This is a genomic window from Chryseobacterium echinoideorum (assembly GCF_007474535.1).
GTDB lineage: Bacteria > Bacteroidota > Bacteroidia > Flavobacteriales > Weeksellaceae > Chryseobacterium > Chryseobacterium echinoideorum.
This window is the reverse complement of record NZ_VKNW01000001.1, coordinates 67994-87018: the sequence shown is the minus strand read 5'-3', so window position 1 is coordinate 87018 and position 19025 is coordinate 67994. Positions and strand designations below refer to the sequence as shown.

Genomic DNA, 19025 nt, shown 5'->3' with positions numbered 1-19025 from the left:
ATAATCATTACATTTGTATCCAACAAAAAAAAATTCATGAAAAAAACAGCAATACTTTCATTTTTCTTCTTTGTCGCATTATCATTTGCACAAGGAATTAAATTTGATGAAGGAAACTTCAAAACTCTTTTGGCAAAAGCAAAAAAAGAAAACAAACTTATATTCATTGATGCTTATGCTGTCTGGTGCGGACCATGTAAGTTAATGGTAAAAAACATTTTCCCTCTTCAGTCTGTAGGTGACATTTACAACAGTCGTTTTATCAATGCTAAAATTGATATGGAAAAAGGAGAAGGTATTGAACTTGCAAAAAAGTACAACGTAAAAGTCTTCCCTACATACCTCTTTATTGACGGTGACGGAGAAGAAGTTCACAGAACAATAGGTTATGTAGAAGAAAACGATTTTATCCAATTTGCAAAAGATGCAGAAGATCCTGCTAAAAGACTTACCTCGTTAAAACAAAAGTTTGAAAATGGAGAAAAAGATCCTGCTTTTTTGTTAAATCTTGCAGAACTTACAGTTTACAGCGACACCAAATTATCTAACCAAGTTTTAGAAAGATATTTTGCTGAAAATCCTGAATTAAGTCAAAACAATCTTCAGTTGCTTTTTCAGGCAATGAAAAGTACCGATGACTCATCTTATAGAATTTTTAAGGCTAAAAGAGAAGAAATCCTGAAAATGATGCCCGAAAAAAACTATGATAACATCAACAAAAATGTAAAAGTAAATACAGCTATAAGTAAATCTTATAATGCAAATACAAAAAAATTTGATGATAGCTATTTTTTAGCTGAAACTCAAAAATTCATGAATAAAGAAGATGCTGAAAAATTACTGATTAAAGTAAAATCCAGCAGAGCTTTAAAAGAAAAAGATTTTGCAACCTACGAAAAACTTACTTTAGAAAATTATAGAGAGTATTCTTCCGCCTCTTCAGAAGAACTTAATTCTATTGCATGGAACTTTTTTGAAAATATCAAAACAAAATCATCTTTAGAAACTGCCGTAAAATGGGCTCAGGAATCAGTAAAGAAAAATGAAAATTTTGCCAATACAGACACTTTAGCCAATTTATATAATAAAATAGGTGATAAGAAAAATGCAAAAATATGGGCAGAAAAATCTATCGACCTAGGAAAATCTACAGGTCAGGATACCGCTGATACAGAAAAATTATTAAAGAGCTTATAAATAATTTTCTCTTTTTAATTATATAAATTAAATCGCAATGCATTATTTTTCATTGCGATTTTTATTCCTCAGAATTACATCAATGTTGTTTTTATTGAAAGTACAATTTCAACTTCTCTATAAAACTTTCTACAAAAAAACCGTTCTACAAAAAATGTAAAACGGTTGAATATTGATAAAGAAATTATTCTTATGCTTCCTCAGCAGGAGTTTCTTCTTTTTTAGCAGGAGCAGCTTTAGGAGCTTCTACTGGTGCGTCTGATACAATATCAAACTCGAAGTTGTACTCTACATTTCTGTGCAATCTGATATTTGCAGTTGCTTTACCAGTTCTCTTGATAGTGTTACCAGGAATCTTGATATATTTTTTCTCAACAGAAACTCCAGCTTTCTCAAGAGCAGCAGAAAGATCTGCATTGTTGATAGAACCGAATAATCTGTCTCCAGAACCTACTTTTGCAGGAATAGTAATAGAAATTTTCTTTAATTGCTCTACTTTAGTATTAGCATCAGAGATCAATTTAGCTTCTTCTTCTTTTCTTGCTTCCAAGGTAGCTTCAAGAGCTGCTTTATTTTTTGGAGTAGCCAAAACTGCATACCCTTGCGGCAATAAGAAGTTTCTAGCATAACCAGGTTTTACGTTTACCGTGTCAAATTCAAGACCTAAGTTTTCTACGTCTTTTTTTAGGATAATGTCCATTGTTGTTGTCCTTTTTTAGATGTTAGAAATTAGATGTTAGAAGTTAGAAGTTAGACTTTGTCTGTTATCTGAAATCTATTATCCGAAATCTAAATCAAGTTAGAATTTAATTATTTATTCAGCAACAAAAGAAGAGATTGCTCTCTTCTTTTATTTATTTTTTGTCTTATTATTTCAATAAGTCAGCTACATAAGGCATCAAAGCAAGGTGTCTTGCTCTTTTGATCGCAGCAGAAACTTTTCTTTGATATTTTAAAGAAGTTCCTGTGTATCTTCTTGGTAAAATTTTACCTTGCTCGTTGACGAACTGTAATAGGAAATCAGCATCTTTGTAATCAACATGTTTGATTCCGTATTTTTTAAATCTACAATATTTCTTTTCAGATTTTGTATTGATATCAAGCGGAGTAAGGAATTTCACTTCAGATTCTCCTCCAGCTGAGGCTTGTTTAGCCATATCATCTATTGCCATATCTTTGTCTTTTAAATTGTGGGTTAATAAATTAAGCTTTCGCAGCCTTAAGTTTAGTTCTTCTAGTTACCGCATAGTCTACCGCATGCTTGTCTAGTTTTGTAGTAAGGTAACGGATCACTCTTTCGTCACGTTTGAAAGCCAATTCAAGATCAGCTACTACAGTACCTTCTCCTTTAAACTCAATTAAAGTATAGAATCCGTTCTTTTTCAATTGAATAGGATAAGCTAATTTTTTTAAGCCCCAATTTTCTCTGGTTACAATTTCGCAGTTCTTTTCTTTTAAAAGATCTTCGAATTTTTTCACTGCTTCCTCCACCTGAGCGTCAGATAGAACGGGAGTTAAAATGAAAACAGTTTCGTAATTGTTCATAATGTAAATAAATTTGTTAATTATTTCGAGGTGCAAAAGTATGAATTAAAATAATAACACGCAATAAATCAATTATGTTTTCATTCAAAATTTATAAAAATATGTGATATTATATTTTTTAATTTCAGAATTTATATATGCATCAATTCATTATTTTTAATATAAAAAAACTGTCCCATTTCTGAGACAGTTTAACTTTTTATTTTAATATATTTACAATTGTACCATTTCCGTCACCTCTACATCATAACCGCCAACTTGAGGTTTAATATTGGGATTCTGGGTAATTACTTTAAACTTATTAATTCCCAAATTTTTCAAAATCTGCGTTCCGATTCCATAGTCTCTGTAGTTGAATGCCAGAGTCGGATGCTGCTGTTGTCCGTCCTGATAATTCAGAAACTGCTGCAGTTTTCTTAGCGTGTTTTCAGAGTTTGATACATTGTTGATAAAAATAATAGCCCCTTTTCCTGCTTCGTTCACCATGTTGGTTACTTTTTCCAGTAATGGTTTTTCTCCGTTATTCAATCTTGTTAAAACATCGAAGTAAGAATCAGATGACTGAACTCTCACCAAAACAGGCTCATCAACGGTCCACGAACCTTTCGTTAAAGCAAAATGAATTTGATCATTGGATGTTTCTCTGAAAGCGAAGAAATCATATTCACCGTAAGCTGTTTTCACTTTTCTTTCTTCAATTCTTTCGATAAGATTCCCTTTTTTAAGCTGATAATGAATCAAATCCTCTATAGAAACAATTTTCATATCATGCTTCTTTGCAAAAGCATAGAGTTCCGGCAAACGGGACATAGAACCGTCTTCATTCATAATCTCGCAGATTACGCCTCCTTCTTTTAAGCCCGCAAGACACGTCAAATCAATGGCAGCTTCTGTATGTCCAGCTCTTTTTAAAACCCCTCCTTTGCGTGCTCTTAAAGGGAAAATGTGACCCGGACGCATAAAATCAGTCGGTTTCGATTTTTCATCCATTAAAGCTAAAATTGTTTTTGCTCTGTCGCTTGCTGAAATCCCTGTAGAAGTTCCGTTTCCTAAAAGGTCGACAGAAACAGTAAAAGCGGTCTCCTTTGGATCGCTGCTTCTGCTCACCATCACTTCAAGACCCAATTCGTCACATCTTTTTTCGGGAAGCGGCATACAGATAAGCCCTCTTCCGTGAAGTGCCATAAAGTTGATGATTTCAGGGGTTGTCAATTCTGCAGCACAAAGAAAGTCACCTTCATTTTCTCTGTCTTCATCATCCACTACTATGATTATTTTACCATTTTTAAGGTCTTCAATTGCCTCTGGAATAGTATTTAATTTAATATCAGACATTTTTACTTTAAATTTTTGCAAAGATACTCATAAAATAAGCATCTCCCAATTATGATAAGGGTTTGTTATTATTTAAGCACAGCCTCCTGTGCTTTTCTGAAAATCGTGTAAGATTCCAGTCTTTTCTGATGATCATAAATATGAGAATTAATCATCAATTCATCTACATTAAATCTTTCCTGAAAACTTTTAAGTTTATCTTCAATTTCAATCTGATTTCCGATAAAAGTAAATTTTAGTTTTTGTAACACCATAGATTTTTCTATGGGTGACCAGATATCATCCATATCATCAACAGGCGGAGCAAATGGCCTTCTATCATTTCTGACAATATTAATAAAAGCCTGAAACAGAGTTGTCGAAATTCTGTGTGCTTCTTCAGAAGTTTCTGCAGCGATTCCGTTGATACAGGCTATGAGATACGGTTTATCCAGATATTTTGACGGTTCAAAGTGTTCTCTGTAAATATTGAAAGCCATTTCCATCTGTTCCGGTGCAAAATGTCCTGCAAAAGCATACGGAAGTCCTAATTCCGCAGCGAGAAATGCACTGTCTGTACTTGAACCCAATATATACATTGGAATATCCAACCCCTCTCCCGGAATGGCCCGAACCAGCGCATCCGAATTTTCCTTAGAAAAATATTTTTGCAATTCTAAAATCTGCCTTGGAAACTGCTCGTTGATGATTGCAGGATTTCTTCCTAATGCCTGAGCCGTTAAACCATCCGTTCCGGGCGCTCTTCCCAAACCAAGATCTATTCTTCCGGGAAATAGCGATTCTAATGTTCCGAATTGTTCGGCAATAACCAGTGAACTGTGATTAGGGAGCATAATACCTCCTGATCCTACCCTTATCTTTTGAGTTCCATTAGCAATAAAGCCAATCAAAACCGAGGTGGCAGAACTTGCAATGCTCTCCATATTATGATGCTCGGCAAGCCAGAACCTTTTATAATCCAAATTTTCAGCGTGTCTTGCCAAAGATAAACTGTCCTGATAGGTATCGTGAACGGTTTTCCCTTGTTTCACAGGTGCGAGATCAAGTATTGATATTTCAAAATTTTTCATGTAATCCTATTTGAAAAGCAAATGTAAAACTATTTATTTACATTAGTTACTTTTTGTAATTGATAGGATTGATGAGACATTCAGAGAAAAACTATTAATAAAAAAGCTGCATTACACATGAGATCAAGAATAAAAAAATCCGTTTCACAACTAATGAAAACGGATTTTTTTTAGATAAAGTATTTAAAGCAGTATTACTGAAATTATATTTATATTATTGTCTATTTTTTACTTGACAAAAATACTAATTTCAAACTGCTGATTGACAGGAATACCATAGATTTTAGCAGATGTCCATGTATTGAGTTCATGTTGTTTAAATGCTTTTTCAATCGCATTTTTAGTGTTGATATCAGTAAACTTCAATACCTCAATTTTCTCTATACTATTAGAAGTTCCAATGATTACTCTTACACGGTTTTCTCCCTGTCTTGCATTTTTTGGAAGCTTAATGCTTTTAAACAGCTCAATTCTAAACTGGGCAATACCGTTTTTAAAATCAGCCCAAAGCTCCTTATTACATGCATCACAATATAATCCTCCTTCTTCAAGGCACTTTTCTGCGTTTGTATAAAAAGCATCAATTTTTGCGGAATCTGATTTATTGGAAGCAAAAAGTTTCATATTTTCTAATCCCGCCGACAGATAAAATTCTGTCTGCTTTCTATTTGTAGTGCAGTTTGCTAAAACGCATAACATCAAAACAAGTAAATATGTCTTCATTATTTAGGGTTCATGGTGATATCCGTTAAACCTCTTATATACCAAAATTCTATTTTCTCTATAAACAACCTTTTTAAAAGACATTTTCTTTACTGCTTCGTAAAAATTAAATCCTTCGTTACAGGAAGATAAACTTTCTTATCTGTACCCGGCGGACAGGTTGCAGAATCTATTACTAAGCTATTAGGATTATATTCCCAAGATAACTGAGTCGAATTTAGCTTTTTTAATCTAATTTCTCCCCAACCTATACCACAGTTTGTGCCTCCATATATTAATATTACAAAATTTTCTTGAGGTACACTCTTAACACTGTATATAGTGAACCTGATTTGATTTGGTTGGAATACCGTATTTTGAGTATCCTGTAAAGTTAACCCCGATAAATCCTTAACTATATAACGTACAGATAATACATCTTGGTAATAGCTTTTTGAATGTGATTGGATTAATTTTTCATATTCTTTAGTAATATACAAGGTTATTGACTTATCTTGGTAAGTAGAGGTATAGATTCCAATAAACTTGTTCAAGTCATTATCTAGATCTTTCAAATATGCATTTTGAGCTGCATCCTTCAATTTGGTATTTAATGGTTGAATGACCTGTGCTTTGCAAGACAAAGCATTTGCAATTACCCCTATAAATAATGTTACTTTAAAAATTGTTTTCATAGCTTAAGGACATGGTGTGGCGGTTGTTCCGCCGTTATTATTTTCTATTATATTCTGTATCGTTCCGTCGTAGTCTACTCTCTGCAAAATTACTTTTCCATTTAAGCCCATATTAGATAATGTGTCAAAAAATAACTTTTGTAACCCGTTACTGTTGAGGGGTCCGAATTTATATTTTGCATAAGATAAATCTTCAGACAAATCAATTCTTGTTTTTTGATAATCACTAATTAGTATATCATCATCCCAGTTCGTATTATAAAGAAACTGAGTAAGTTCAGTAATAGTACCACTAAATCGTATTATATAGTTATGATACATAAAGCCATTCTCACAAGATGGTGCATTTCCGGTACAAGGTTCAGAGCCAACCATTCCAAAAAATGCATTACTAATATTTCCGTTAGGCTGAGATATTGCATAGTTAAGCAATTTTTTGATATCAGGCGGTGACAGCATTTTTACTCCTGTAGGAGTATGATTATGATAACCACCTTGGTAGCCTGCTGTATCTCCCATTTCTACTTCATGAGCTCCGCCAGAAATGGTATCAGATGTTGTGCCATCTGCTTTTATATTTACGCCTATCTCACCACCAATTTTAGATTTATCTTTCATCAGTTTAATTTTAGCCTCTACATCAGGACTTTCCAGCAATGCTTTTGTTTTTTCGCAGGGGTTGGTTCTTACAATCGGCTCAGACGGCATTCCTATATAGCATCCCGTTGGGCTTACCAAGCCCACTTGTGTAGGGTCTGTAGCGGCAGAAGTGCATTCATAAGGTGGATTTTGCCCTCCTTCTTCCGGGCTTACACCACCTCCGCCTCCGCCTCCGTCAATAGGAATGGGTGTAGGCATGAATGTCTCAGGTTCTTCGCCAAAGCAGTCATAAAGAACGATTGATCCCCAGTAAGCTCTATCATTACCCTCTAGCGGACAGCCTGCCTCTCCCGGCATATGATGTTCCGGACCAACACAAGCTACAGGAAACGAATAATAATACGGGACACAAATTTGTTTTTGGGTAAGCGAAGAAAGATTGATCCCCGCCAACTCGGTTACCTGCTGTTTATTTTTGTAATCTACATATTCTCTGTTGGCAATCTTGGCTTTGTCTGCTTCCGTAAGATTGAGAACAATATGAAACACCCTGTAGCTTCCGTCTGTATTGGGAGTCATGAGAATATTTTCTACCGGTGCATTGGCAGGTGCGTTGTCACGGATGACGCTAAAGGTGTAAGTGTGATAATCGGGACCGTTTTCCATATAGATCACCTCATCGGTATCAATCGTAATTCCGTTTCCGATATTTACCGATTTACCCTGCATATTAAGTTTTTTCTTCTCTATTGCTGTTTCTGCTTTTTCAAGATCGGGAAGAAGCTGGGTTCTGTGCTTAGCTTGGCTGAGAGAAATTCTTTGGGAAGTCAATCGCAAACCTGCGTTGCCGTGGGTTTCTTCCTCGTTGTGAAATTCTTCGGTTCGGCAGGAGAACGCCGAGAAACCGACCAGGAACATCAGGCAGAGCCTGAGAAATAGATTTTTTTTCATCGTGTACTGAAAAATTTTATGGTTAAAGATATGTTTTTTTAATTATTCCACATCATGTGGATTTGATTTTGTAAAACTAAAAAAGATTTTTCTCTAACATCATTAATATTTTAATATTTTTGATTAAAATTTTAATATTATGAGTTTAGGAACTAAGGTGAGAAGATACCGTGAAGCGAAAAGCTGGTCTCAGGACGATCTTGCACTGCGATTGGATGTTACCCAAAGCACCATCTCCAATATAGAATCTGACAAAAGCATTCCTAATTCTATGCTGCTGAGTAAAATTGCCAGAGAACTTGAAGTAGATATTAACGAGTTATTTAATGAATCCGCTAACAATATTATGTCAAATAATGAATTCAGTGATCATGCTGTTGCAGCAGTAAATCAGTATAATCCTGTTTTTAATATACAATCCCCTGAAATTACCGAAAGTATATTAAAAAATCAGGAACAGATCGCTAAGCTAATAGAAGCACAAAGCAAGCTTATAGAAAGCCTTTTGAAGAAATAAACATACTGATCTTTTGATCTTTTTAAAAATTAGACGTGTAAACCGATAAATTTACACGTCTCATTTGTTTAAATAAGACGTGTAATTTTCTACAATGACACGTCTTATTTTTTTAAACATCATTCGTATGGTATAGATTTTTATCTACAAGGCAATAACGAGAGGTTATTTTTTGTTACATTAGTACATACAATAACAAATGTTTAACACTAAAAACTGAAAAAAAATGCCTATTACATTTAATGTTATCCAAAAAAGAAATCCTCAAAACCCTACAGCTCCAGAAAAATTCTACGCCGATATAGTAGGAGACGGGCAGACCACCCTCGATGATCTTGCCAAATATGCTTCTACGGTTTCCACCGTCTCAAAAGCCGACATTCTTGCCGTACTCGAAAGCACGTTTTCTAAAATTGCCGATGATGTAGCCGATGGTAAGATTGTGTATGTAGGTGAGTATTTCACTTTACAGGCAGGCGGTTCCAGCGAGGGTAAAGACACGGCAGAAGAAGTAAACGCTTCCAGCATCAAAACGGTAAAAACCATCTTCCGGCCGGGTAAGATGATTAAAGATGCTCTGAAGCTTGCAGAATTTAAAAAGAAAGCATAAACCAACAAAAATAATCCTCCTGAAAATTCGGGAGGATTTAGTTTTTTACATAAAGAGCCAATTTAAAACATCGTCACGGCAAGATAAGTAAGACCAGCAACAATTGCCGAGATCGGAATGGTAAGAACCCATGCCCAAAGCAAACTTACTGTAATCCCCCATCGTACTGCCGAAATTCTTTTGGTAAGACCTACCCCGATAATAGAACCCGTAATCGTATGGGTAGTAGAAACCGGAATCCCAAAGTGATCGGTAATAAAAAGCGTTATAGCTCCTGCAGTTTCTGCACTCACCCCTTCCAATGGAGTTACTTTGGTAATTTTAGTACCCATGGTTTTGATAATTTTCCAGCCTCCGCTCATCGTTCCCAATGCAATTGCAATAAAAGAAACCAGAGGAACCCACATATAATGTTCTGAAAAATAATTGAAACGCTCTGCCGTAGGAATCTGAAGGTAAACAGGATCCTGAAGCATATTAACATGATAATAGATCAATGCCGCACCAATGATACCCATTACCTTCTGTGCATCATTAAGACCGTGTCCTAAACTGAATAAAGCTGAGGAAGCCAACTGCATTCTCTTGAAAGCTTTATCAGCTTTATGAGGATTTGATTTCTTATAAATATGCACGATAATGAGAGTGATAATAATAGAAATGATCATCCCGATAATCGGAGCAAGAAATATAAAGAGAAAAATAGGTATTACCTTGTTGAACTTCACCACATTCTGCTGAGCTAACTGAGTGAAAGCTTCTTTGACAGTTTCAAAGAACCCAAGCTCAGGAGAGGCAGAGGCTACATCATGATAATCCATCATGAAAGCATGCATTAAAGCTGCTCCCAAAAATCCACCGATCAAAGTATGGGATGATGACGAAGGAATACCAAACCACCAGGTAAGAAGATTCCACGCTATTGCGGCAATCAGTCCGGAAAATATCACTTCGAGTGTGATAAAGTTTTCGTTGACGGTCTTGGCAATCGTATTACCGATTTTAAATTCTCCGATAATATAAGCTGCGATAAAAAATGCTGCAAAATTCCACACAGCTGCCCAAAGTACCGCCTGAAAAGGCGTAAGAACTTTTGTGGAAACAATGGTTGCAATAGAGTTTGCCGCATCATGAAAACCATTGATGTAATCGAAGATTAAGGCTAAAGCAATAATAACCGTAAGTAAAATAGGAAATTCCATTTTTGTTATCTTGTTTTATGCGTACTTAATCATGATGTTTTCAATCGTGTTGGCAACATCTTCAGCTTTATCGGTTACTACTTCAAGATAATTCAATACAGATGAAACTTTAATGATGTTGATTGCATCATTGGTCTCAAACAATTCTACCATAGAATTAGAAAGAAGATCATCCGCAATATTTTCAATAGAATTTACTTTAATACAAGCTTCTTTTACCTGCTCCATATTTTTGAATCCTTTCAGATTTTTCATAGCATTCTGAATTTCCAGACATGCTTTGTGGATCAGCAAAGAAAAATCTGCATAAGCCTTCATTCTCGGAGATTTGTAGAGGAAAATATATTTTGCCGAAGCATAGATATAATCTGCAATATCATCAAGACCGGTAGCCAAAGTGTGGATATCTTCACGGTCAAAAGGTGTAATGAAATTTTTCCCAAGCTCAACAAAGATCTCGTGGGTAAGCTCATCATTCTTATGCTCATAATCGCTCATCAGTTTAAGCATAGAATCGTCATTAAGATCAAAATCTTTGATTCCGTGATTAAACTCATTAGACATAGCAACCAAATTATCAGTAACTTTCTCGAAAAGCACAAAGAAAATTTTATCTTTAGGTTGAAAAGCGTGGAAAATATTACCAATTCCCATATATAGTGTTTATAAATTTCGAGTGCAAATTTCTTAAAAAAGGATTGTTGAATGAAGCTTCTAACATTAATTTTTGTTAATATTGAAATGATATTATCCCCGAAAACAAAAAACCGACATTACTGCCGGCTTTTATATATCTTTAGAAATGTTTAGTTAGCTTCTTCAGCTCTCATTTCCTTTCCTTTAAACTTCATAGAAGAAATATTTCCTAAAAGTTCTCCTTTAAAAGATTTTTCTACTTCAAAGAATGAGAATTTTTCAAGAATCTCAATATTTCCGATCTCAGCACGCTTGTTTCCTTTGCTTGAAGTTGCTTTATTGATAATTTCAAGAACATCAATTTTCTTCAGCTGATCTTTTTTACCAAGATTGAAGAAAAATCTCGTCATATTTTCATCGCGCTGTCTTGGTTTTCCACCTCTTCTTTCGCCACGGTCACGATCTCTTCCTCTATCTCTGTCGCGATCTCTTCCTCTGTCACGATCTCTTCTGTCGCCTCTTCCGCCTCTGTCATCATCTCTGCTGCTTAGTTTTTGCTCTACCAGATCATGTCTGTCTTTGTAATACAGCGCAAGATCTTTCAGCTGAAACTGAAGTAATTTGTGAACGAGCTCTTCTTTTGAAAATGCCGACAAATCAGGAATCAGCGAATTATCAAACTCGAAGAAATCTTCATGTACTTCAAATAGGCTTTCAAAAACTCCTCCAACCTGTGCTTTTACGATGTCTTCACCAGTAGGGATTTTACCTTCGTTGATCTCTATTTTGGTTACCGATTTTATCTGCTTCAGTTTTCTGCTTTCCTCAGGCTTTATCAATGCGATAGAAATACCGTCTTTCCCTGCTCTTCCTGTCCTTCCGCTTCTGTGAACGAAAACTTCAGGATCATCTGGTAAAGAATAATGTACAACGTGGGTAAGAGAATTCACATCCAAACCTCTTGCTGCAACATCTGTAGCAACCAGGATATCAATATTTTTTAGTCTGAATTTCTTCATCACCGTGTCTCTCTGTGCCTGAGAAAGGTCGCCATGAAGCGCATCTGCTGCATACCCATTCTGCATCAAGAAATCGGCAACTTCCTGAGTTTCCATTCTTGTTCTGCAGAAAATGATAGAATATTGATTAGGGTTAGCATCAATCAATCTCTTTAGAGCTTCTTTTTTATGACGGTAACCTGCAACATAATATTCGTGCTTGATGTTCTTTTTAACTTCGTTAATAGAACCTACCGAAATTCTGTGAGGTTTTGTAAGATAATTTTTAGAAATTCTTTCTACTTCTTTGCTCATTGTAGCCGAGAATAAGAACGTCTGCTTGGTCTCAGGAGTTTCTCTCATGATGGTTTCCAATTCGTCTTTAAAACCCATCGAAAGCATTTCATCTGCTTCATCTAAAACCAACCAGTGAATAGCCGAAAAGTCTAAAGCTTTTCTGTTAATCAAATCAATCACCCTTCCAGGAGTTCCTACAATAATCTGTGGCTTTTCCTTTAAAGAACGAATCTGATCCATAATACTGCTACCACCGTAAACTGCCGTAGTTTTGATGTTTTGCATGTATTTTGAATAATTTTTGATGTCTTTTGTAATCTGAAGACATAATTCCCGTGTCGGACAAAGCACCAAAAGTTGGATTTTGCGACTCGTATCGTCAATCATATCCAAAATCGGAAGCGAAAACGCTGCTGTTTTGCCTGTCCCTGTCTGCGCAAGTGCGATCAAATCGCGAATATCTGAAAGAATAAAAGGGATAGTCTGTTTTTGGATTTCTGTCGGGCTTTCGTAACCCAGTTCGCCAATTGCCTTAAGTAAATCAGGACTTAAATTGGTCTCCGTAAATAAATTCATTAAATATTATAAAATTTTTGCAAAGGTACAATATTTATTTCAATCTTCAATTATATAATATTAACGAATTGATAATTTTAATTTGCAAAACCTTAATCATTTTTACAATTACACAGAAAAACTACAACTTTTTTATTTTTAATTTAAAAATTTTTCAACAATAATGATTATTCAAATTGCAATCAATATCAATCTGTGAATTGTAAATTCATAAAAACACCTCTCAATCTTTATACATTTATTATTTATCTTTGATAAAAAAACAAATGGCTACTTTTATCTCTGCTAGAATCATTGCTTTTCTACGTAATCTCGAAAAAAATAATAATCGCGAATGGTTTAGCGAAAACAAGACATTATATACAGAGGCTTTATCAGATTTTCAAAATTTTGTAGAAGAACTGATGAGCGAAATGGGAAAATTTGATGAAAACATTTTAAAAGCAGATCCTAAAAAAACACTATTCAGAATTTACCGCGACACAAGATTTTCAAAAGATAAAACTCCGTACAAAACTAATTTCGGAGCATCTTTCGGAATGGGGAAAAACGGAAAGAAATCCGGATATTACATTCATATAGAACCGGGAAAATCTTTTCTGGCAAGCGGAATCTACCTGCCGGAATCATCCATTTTGAAATCAGTAAGAAAAGAGATTTCGTTGTTTAAAGATGATTTTTTAAAAACTATCGAAGACAAAGCTTTCAAACAATATTTTGGTGAACTGGATCAGGATAATCAATTAAAAAAAGTACCACAAGGTTTTGAAAAAGAAGATCCAATGTCTGAATATCTGAAATTAAAAAGCTTTATTGGTATTTACCATTTAACTGACAACGAATTGTCTCAGCCTGATGCTGCTCAAAAATTTTCTAAGATATTTGCTGCTGCGAAACCGTTGAATGACTTCTTGGAGAATGCAATCACCAATAATTGAACTTGGCAACATTCTTGCACCCAAAAAGTCAATTAACCAAACTTTATTATTATGAAAAAATTATTTTTTACAGGAACTTTGGCAATGTTTATTGCGGTTACATCTACTTCATGCTCAAAAACCGAAAAATCCGGCGGGTCTGCTGAAATTGAAAATACCGATGTTGTGCCTTCCGGGAAATATACAGGAACCGCAAAAGAAGTAGATGCTGAAGAAAAAGAAATCTATGTAGAAACTGCTGACGGAAAAATCCTGGAACTATACCTGAAAGATTATACTGCCATCACCAAAAACGGACAGCCTGCCATGTTCTCTGACCTGAAACAAGGCGGAAAAGTAGAAGTTACCGTTGAGAAAATGGGTAATAAATTAGATCCGAAAGCAGTTAATATTTTAGAATAAAAATGAAGGAAATACCAACAATGTTTCGCACAGAACTGTACCATGCAGTTTCTGTGCATTTTCCTATTGCTATATTATGTCTTTGCGCAATTATTACTATTCTTTATTTAATTTTCCGAAATAATAAAATTGGAAATAACCTGAGGTTTACTGTTTCCATTCTTCTATTGTTTGGCTATCTTTCCTTCTGGATTGCTTATTACACAGGGAAAAATGCTTATCCGATGGTGGTAAGAGAAATTTGTGATCCTTCTGTTCTCAAAAATCATTTATATTGGGTGTATGTTTCCGGATATTTTTTCGGAGGAGCTTTGATTTGTGATATGATCTATAATTTTAATTCCGTGAAAAAGCTTAAATTCTATTTTAACATTATTACTTCTCTACTCATTCTTTCCGGAACCGGTTTTCTGGCTTATGCAGGTCATCTGGGAGCCGAAGTTGTCTATCAGCAAGCAGGTGGTGTTTATATTCCTGATGAAAAATGCAGGGAGTTTTAGATCTGTCTATTTCTTTATAGATCATAAATCATATAATTTTATGTATTTTTGTTGGTTCTTTAAGATTTAAACCAATGTCTTTATACCAGCAATTAGCAGAAAATCTGCAATATATCAGCCCAAGTTTTTACAAGCAGAGATATTTTAAGAATTTAAAAAACCTCAGCAAAGAGAACTTTTCGGATAGAAATGTAGAACCTGAACTGGTATGGATAAAAGATTTCCTAAGCAAAGATGCAACTGTTTTCGATATTGGTGCCAATGTAGGAACTTTTCTTTATCAGTTTGAAAATCGATTACAACACGAGAATATTTATGCTTTTGAGCCTAATAAAAAACTCAATATTAAACTGAAAAGACTTTTTCCCAAAATGAAAATTTCTTCTGTTGCGCTTTCTGATGAAAATACAACCGCCGAATTTAAAGTTCCATTTATTAAAGGAAAAATGGTAACATCCAGAGGAACACTTAATACTTCCTATAAAGAAAAAGGCGAAGAAAAAAGCTATACAGAAATTGTTGATGTTGTAAAACTGGACGATTGGGTGAAATCAAACCCAATAGAAAAATTAGATTTTATTAAAATTGATGTAGAAGGTAATGAAATGAAAACTTTAATGGGAGGAAAGAATACCATTTGTAAGTTTAAGCCCGTTCTGATGGTAGAAATGGAACAGCGCCATCACCAAAACCCAATCTGGAAAAAAATTGAAGAAATTGAAAACTGGGGATTTGAGGCACATTATTTAAACAGAAAAACATTTACCCCCGAATTGCTGTCTGAAGAAATCCTGCTTAAAAACATTCAGGACGAAAAAAATAAAAACGAATATATCAACAACATCATTTTCATTCCAAATAAATAATCCTGAATATGAGTGTAGTTGCAAGACAAGGTTTTAAATATTCTGTTATTGGATATACCGCAACCCTTATCGGGATGTTTTCTATTTTCATTTTCACCAATGATCTCTTCTTTTACGGAACTTTAAGATATATTATGTCGGCAGCAGAAATGCTGGTTCCGTTTGTTGTTTTAGGCATTTCGTATTCTAATGTAAAGTTTTTCGGAAAAGCTCACGAAGACAGAAAACATCAAAATATGTTATCGCTTTCTTTGGGTTTGGTCATTGTAAATTTTATGGTTTTTCTGGCTGTTTTTTTTATTATTCCTTTTTTCTTTCCAGAATTTACCAAAATGAAAATCTGGGAGAGCAAAAAATATATTCTCCCCCTTGTTTTAACGCTTTCGCTGTGTGCAGTTTTCAATAAATATATTTCCAACTATAAGCGAATTGTTGTTTCTAATATTTTTGACAATCTTTTACCTAAACTGGCAAATCTGGGTTCGTTTTCCCTTTTCTTCTACTTTCAGTTTTCTGAGCAGGCTGCACTGGCATTTTTCTTCGGAATGTTTGCTTTAATGCTTTCAGGATATATTTATTATACCAACAAACTTGAAAAAGTGCACCTTGATTTCAGCAGAGATTATTTCAAAAAAGATAACTTTTATAAAGAATTTGCGTCTTACAGTTTTTTTGGATTTCTCGGGACTTTCGGTAATCATATGGCGATTAATAATTATATGATTGGCGAATTTATCGGTGAAGAAGAAACTGCAATTTACAGTATTTTACTGGCTTTGATTTCCCTGATTTCTATTCCACAGTTAGGTTTGTTTAATATTTCTGCACCCCTTATCAGAAAAAATTTAGCTGATGGGGACATGGAAGAGCTCGATAGATTTCACAAAAAAACCTCACTCTCAATTTATTTTTTGGGAGCAGTTTTATTTGGTTGTATTATGGTAGGATTTCCTTATCTCACTCATTTTATGCCCAATAAAGGAGATGTACTCAGAATGTATGAACCCGTAATCTGGATTTGGGGTTCTGCTGTGCTGATGGATTTGGCAACCGGTTTCAACGGAAACATTATATCGCTTTCCAAATATTATAAATTTAACATTATTGTAATGCTTCTTTTAGCAGGATTAACCATTGGGCTCAACTGGTATTTCATCCATTACACTGCACTTTCACTGATCGGAATTGCTTTGTCGACAGCGATTTCGGTAAGCGTTTATAATATGATCAAAGTTATTTTTAATTATTTTGTATTCAAAGTCTCACCCTTCTCCATTGAAATGATCTTTGTTTCAATTATCTGCACTTTAGCAATTACGGTAGCGATTGTTCTGCCCGTTTTCGAGAATAATTTCATCAATATGGTATACAAGCCGGCAGTAGTTCTATTGCTTATTTTCATAGGAAATTATTTTACTAAAATTTTCCCTGTTGAGCAGTATATCAATAGGCAATTTATTAAAAGTCTATTGAAGTTTAAGTAAGATCGGAAAGCATATTCTGTAGTTTTTGAAGTACAAGATCTCTATTATATTTTTCCTGAAAATCACATCTAAAGTCCTTCAAATTCTGAAACTGCTGTATTACATTTTCTTCTTCTTTGATAATAAAATCAGAAGTTGAAGAATAACTTTCAGGGAAAACAGCCACTTTACCAAACTTAATGGCATCGCCAATATTGCCTGTCATTTTGGTTTTGCCATAAACCTCTCTCTGACTAAAAAATGTTGTTTCCTGCTGAATGGGACACCAGAGAATATCGGCTTTTTTCATCCAGATTTCAAATTCCTGCTGAGAAATACGTTCGGTAAAATATGTGATACGCACATTTTCAACTGATTGTTCTAAATCAACAATTTGCTTTAATTCAGTCCCCGAAGCTTTACCGAGAAAAACAAAATCCATTTTTTTTGCTTCTTCAGAATTTCTAATAACATTGATGATATGAAGATAATCTCTTCTTTTTTGTGAAACTCCTCCAGGAATTACTATAGTTAAAAATTCATTTTCTGTTTTATTATATTTTTTGGTATAAAACAGAGGCAAAAAATGATGTTTTTCTGATGTTAAATTTTCGTCTAAAACAAAAAGGCGCTCGGCATTCATGTAAACTTTTGCTGCATTTAGCAAATCTTCTTTTAATAAAAGCTTAAGACGATACACAATATCTTCTTTAAAAATGTTTTTAAAGAAAACTAATGAAGATGTTTTTGAAAAATTGAGATTATGAACAATTACCGCAGTTTTATATTGTTGGGTAATGGATAAAAAAGTACTGAAATAACGATGAACAGTTCCGATAATGACCAACTCATATTTATTTGCTCTGAGCTGATCAAGAATCATAGACTGATCTGATAAAAAAACATCATCAGACTTTCTTTGAATCCTGTTTTTGATCTTTTTAGAAAAATAATAATCTACAGAAAACTCTTTGGAATCTTCCATTACATTCATAAAATCCTCAGCAATTTCTGCGTGAGTATCAATTTCTATGTAGGCTATTCTTTTCAAAATCCTAACCATTTCTTTTTAAACTGATTCCACCGTTCCTGATTAATGACCACCTGTTCATCTTTAGAAATTTTAAGCTCAAGATTCTGAGACTTACACCTTTCGTAAGAGTTGATAATCTGCATTAGAAATAATGGAGACTTAATCTTCATTGCTTCTTTGGCTGCTGCAACATACGTCAGAAAACGGTTTAGACCTAAAAAATAAAAGTATTTACCATAATAGTCTGCCGGTTTTATGGTATAATCAGAACCTTTTACTTTAATAAGTTTTACATGTAATTCAGGAATTACCACTTCTTTCCAGCCTAAATTTTTCAGAAGGATGGCATCAATATTATCCCAACCCAATGTTTCGCGCAAACCGCCCATTTGCTGAAAACATTCTTTACGATAAGCTTTCATCGGACCGCGGACATGATGCCTGTTTGAATTGCCTTCATACACCCATTCTCCATTTTTTTCCACGTATAATAATCCTCCCACCAAACCATAATCAGGATTCTGATCAAAAGCCTGTTTTACTATTTCCAAATAATTTTCCGAAACAATAATATCCGAATCAAACTTGCAGATCACTTCAAAGGCTTCTATATTTCGTATTTCAATACCTTTGTTGAAAGCAGCAACTACTTTTGAGCCAGGCTGATGAGCCGACTTGTCAAGACTAATGCTGTAAAATCTGGAATCATTTTCAATGTAATTTTTGATTACATCGGATGTTCCATCACTTGAACCATCATTAACAATCACCACTTCAAAATCCTTATAGCTTTGCTGTTGTAAGGAATCTAAAGTAAACGGAAGATTTTTTTCTTCGTTGTGCGCAGGAATTATTATTAAAAATTTCAAAACAAAATTTATAACTGATAAAT

General features: G+C 34.4%; 21 protein-coding genes. 8 read left to right on the top strand and 13 right to left on the bottom strand.

Features of this window, described 5'->3' with window-relative positions:
- The first annotated feature begins 36 nt into the window (after positions 1-36).
- On the top strand, positions 37-1197 hold the full coding sequence (locus FOL89_RS00420; RefSeq protein WP_144280877.1) for a thioredoxin fold domain-containing protein: 1161 nt from the start codon (positions 37-39) through the stop codon (positions 1195-1197).
- Positions 1198-1387: 190 nt separating this feature from the next.
- Here the strand turns inward: FOL89_RS00420 and rplI are convergent, their stop codons facing one another.
- The 8 genes from rplI to FOL89_RS00380 all read right to left on the bottom strand — a co-directional run bounded on the left by rplI (position 1388) and on the right by FOL89_RS00380 (position 8095).
- Positions 1388-1897, bottom strand: a complete 510-nt coding sequence (gene rplI / locus FOL89_RS00415) for a 50S ribosomal protein L9 (protein WP_144280876.1) — start codon at positions 1895-1897, stop codon at positions 1388-1390.
- Positions 1898-2066: 169 nt separating this feature from the next.
- Positions 2067-2369: a 30S ribosomal protein S18 gene (gene rpsR, locus FOL89_RS00410; protein WP_056215709.1), complete on the bottom strand. Its 303-nt coding sequence runs from the start codon at positions 2367-2369 to the stop codon at positions 2067-2069.
- A gap of 31 nt (positions 2370-2400) precedes the next feature.
- Positions 2401-2742, bottom strand: coding sequence for a 30S ribosomal protein S6 (rpsF, locus tag FOL89_RS00405; protein WP_144280875.1), 342 nt, complete (start codon positions 2740-2742; stop codon positions 2401-2403).
- 213 nt (positions 2743-2955) lie between these two features.
- Entirely contained in the window at positions 2956-4077 is a 1122-nt protein-coding gene (ribB, locus tag FOL89_RS00400; RefSeq protein ID WP_144280874.1) for a 3,4-dihydroxy-2-butanone-4-phosphate synthase, read from the bottom strand.
- Positions 4078-4145: 68 nt separating this feature from the next.
- Complete coding sequence (locus tag FOL89_RS00395; protein ID WP_144280873.1) at positions 4146-5147, bottom strand: LLM class flavin-dependent oxidoreductase; 1002 nt, start codon at positions 5145-5147, stop codon at positions 4146-4148.
- A gap of 228 nt (positions 5148-5375) precedes the next feature.
- Positions 5376-5870 (bottom strand): hypothetical protein, encoded by a 495-nt coding sequence (locus FOL89_RS00390; protein ID WP_144280872.1) that lies wholly within the window; start codon positions 5868-5870, stop codon positions 5376-5378.
- A gap of 89 nt (positions 5871-5959) precedes the next feature.
- Positions 5960-6544: a DUF6705 family protein gene (locus tag FOL89_RS00385; RefSeq protein WP_144280871.1), complete on the bottom strand. Its 585-nt coding sequence runs from the start codon at positions 6542-6544 to the stop codon at positions 5960-5962.
- Positions 6545-6547: 3 nt separating this feature from the next.
- Positions 6548-8095, bottom strand: a complete 1548-nt coding sequence (locus FOL89_RS00380; RefSeq protein WP_144280870.1) for a hypothetical protein — start codon at positions 8093-8095, stop codon at positions 6548-6550.
- A gap of 139 nt (positions 8096-8234) precedes the next feature.
- Here FOL89_RS00380 and FOL89_RS00375 point away from each other — a divergent pair, with 139 nt between their 5' ends.
- Together FOL89_RS00375 and FOL89_RS00370 are read left to right on the top strand one after the other, a co-directional pair.
- Positions 8235-8612 (top strand): helix-turn-helix domain-containing protein, encoded by a 378-nt coding sequence (locus tag FOL89_RS00375; protein WP_144280869.1) that lies wholly within the window; start codon positions 8235-8237, stop codon positions 8610-8612.
- Between the two features lie 226 nt (positions 8613-8838).
- A complete protein-coding gene (locus FOL89_RS00370; protein ID WP_144280868.1) occupies positions 8839-9222 on the top strand; it encodes an HU family DNA-binding protein in 384 nt (127 codons plus the stop codon).
- A gap of 62 nt (positions 9223-9284) precedes the next feature.
- On the opposite strand, the gene FOL89_RS00365 is transcribed toward FOL89_RS00370, so the two are convergent.
- The 3 genes from FOL89_RS00365 to FOL89_RS00355 form a co-directional block, all read right to left on the bottom strand.
- Positions 9285-10424 carry an inorganic phosphate transporter gene (locus FOL89_RS00365; protein ID WP_144280867.1) on the bottom strand — a complete coding sequence of 380 codons (1140 nt, stop codon included), beginning with the start codon at positions 10422-10424 and terminating at the stop codon, positions 9285-9287.
- A gap of 15 nt (positions 10425-10439) precedes the next feature.
- On the bottom strand, positions 10440-11078 hold the full coding sequence (locus tag FOL89_RS00360; protein WP_130913977.1) for a DUF47 domain-containing protein: 639 nt from the start codon (positions 11076-11078) through the stop codon (positions 10440-10442).
- Positions 11079-11230: 152 nt separating this feature from the next.
- On the bottom strand, positions 11231-12931 hold the full coding sequence (locus FOL89_RS00355; RefSeq protein WP_144280866.1) for a DEAD/DEAH box helicase: 1701 nt from the start codon (positions 12929-12931) through the stop codon (positions 11231-11233).
- A 266-nt stretch (positions 12932-13197) separates the two neighbouring features.
- Here FOL89_RS00355 and FOL89_RS00350 point away from each other — a divergent pair, with 266 nt between their 5' ends.
- The 5 genes from FOL89_RS00350 to FOL89_RS00330 all read left to right on the top strand — a co-directional run bounded on the left by FOL89_RS00350 (position 13198) and on the right by FOL89_RS00330 (position 17121).
- The gene (locus tag FOL89_RS00350; RefSeq protein ID WP_144280865.1) at positions 13198-13869 is read left to right on the top strand and encodes a DUF2461 domain-containing protein; all 672 of its coding nucleotides are present in this window, start codon (positions 13198-13200) and stop codon (positions 13867-13869) included.
- Positions 13870-13920: 51 nt separating this feature from the next.
- Complete coding sequence (locus tag FOL89_RS00345; protein ID WP_144280864.1) at positions 13921-14271, top strand: hypothetical protein; 351 nt, start codon at positions 13921-13923, stop codon at positions 14269-14271.
- A 2-nt stretch (positions 14272-14273) separates the two neighbouring features.
- Positions 14274-14771 (top strand): hypothetical protein, encoded by a 498-nt coding sequence (locus FOL89_RS00340; protein ID WP_144280863.1) that lies wholly within the window; start codon positions 14274-14276, stop codon positions 14769-14771.
- Positions 14772-14845: 74 nt separating this feature from the next.
- Positions 14846-15637, top strand: coding sequence for an FkbM family methyltransferase (locus tag FOL89_RS00335; protein WP_144280862.1), 792 nt, complete (start codon positions 14846-14848; stop codon positions 15635-15637).
- Between the two features lie 8 nt (positions 15638-15645).
- Entirely contained in the window at positions 15646-17121 is a 1476-nt protein-coding gene (locus tag FOL89_RS00330; protein ID WP_144280861.1) for a lipopolysaccharide biosynthesis protein, read from the top strand.
- Here the strand turns inward: FOL89_RS00330 and FOL89_RS00325 are convergent.
- Both FOL89_RS00325 and FOL89_RS00320 read right to left on the bottom strand, forming a co-directional pair.
- On the bottom strand, positions 17114-18151 hold the full coding sequence (locus FOL89_RS00325) for a hypothetical protein (protein ID WP_144280860.1): 1038 nt from the start codon (positions 18149-18151) through the stop codon (positions 17114-17116). The two genes, FOL89_RS00330 and FOL89_RS00325, sit on opposite strands and share 8 nt — an antisense overlap.
- A complete protein-coding gene (locus tag FOL89_RS00320) occupies positions 18148-19002 on the bottom strand; it encodes a glycosyltransferase (protein ID WP_144280859.1) in 855 nt (284 codons plus the stop codon). The genes FOL89_RS00325 and FOL89_RS00320 overlap by 4 nt, the downstream gene beginning before the upstream one ends.
- Positions 19003-19025: the final 23 nt, after the last annotated feature.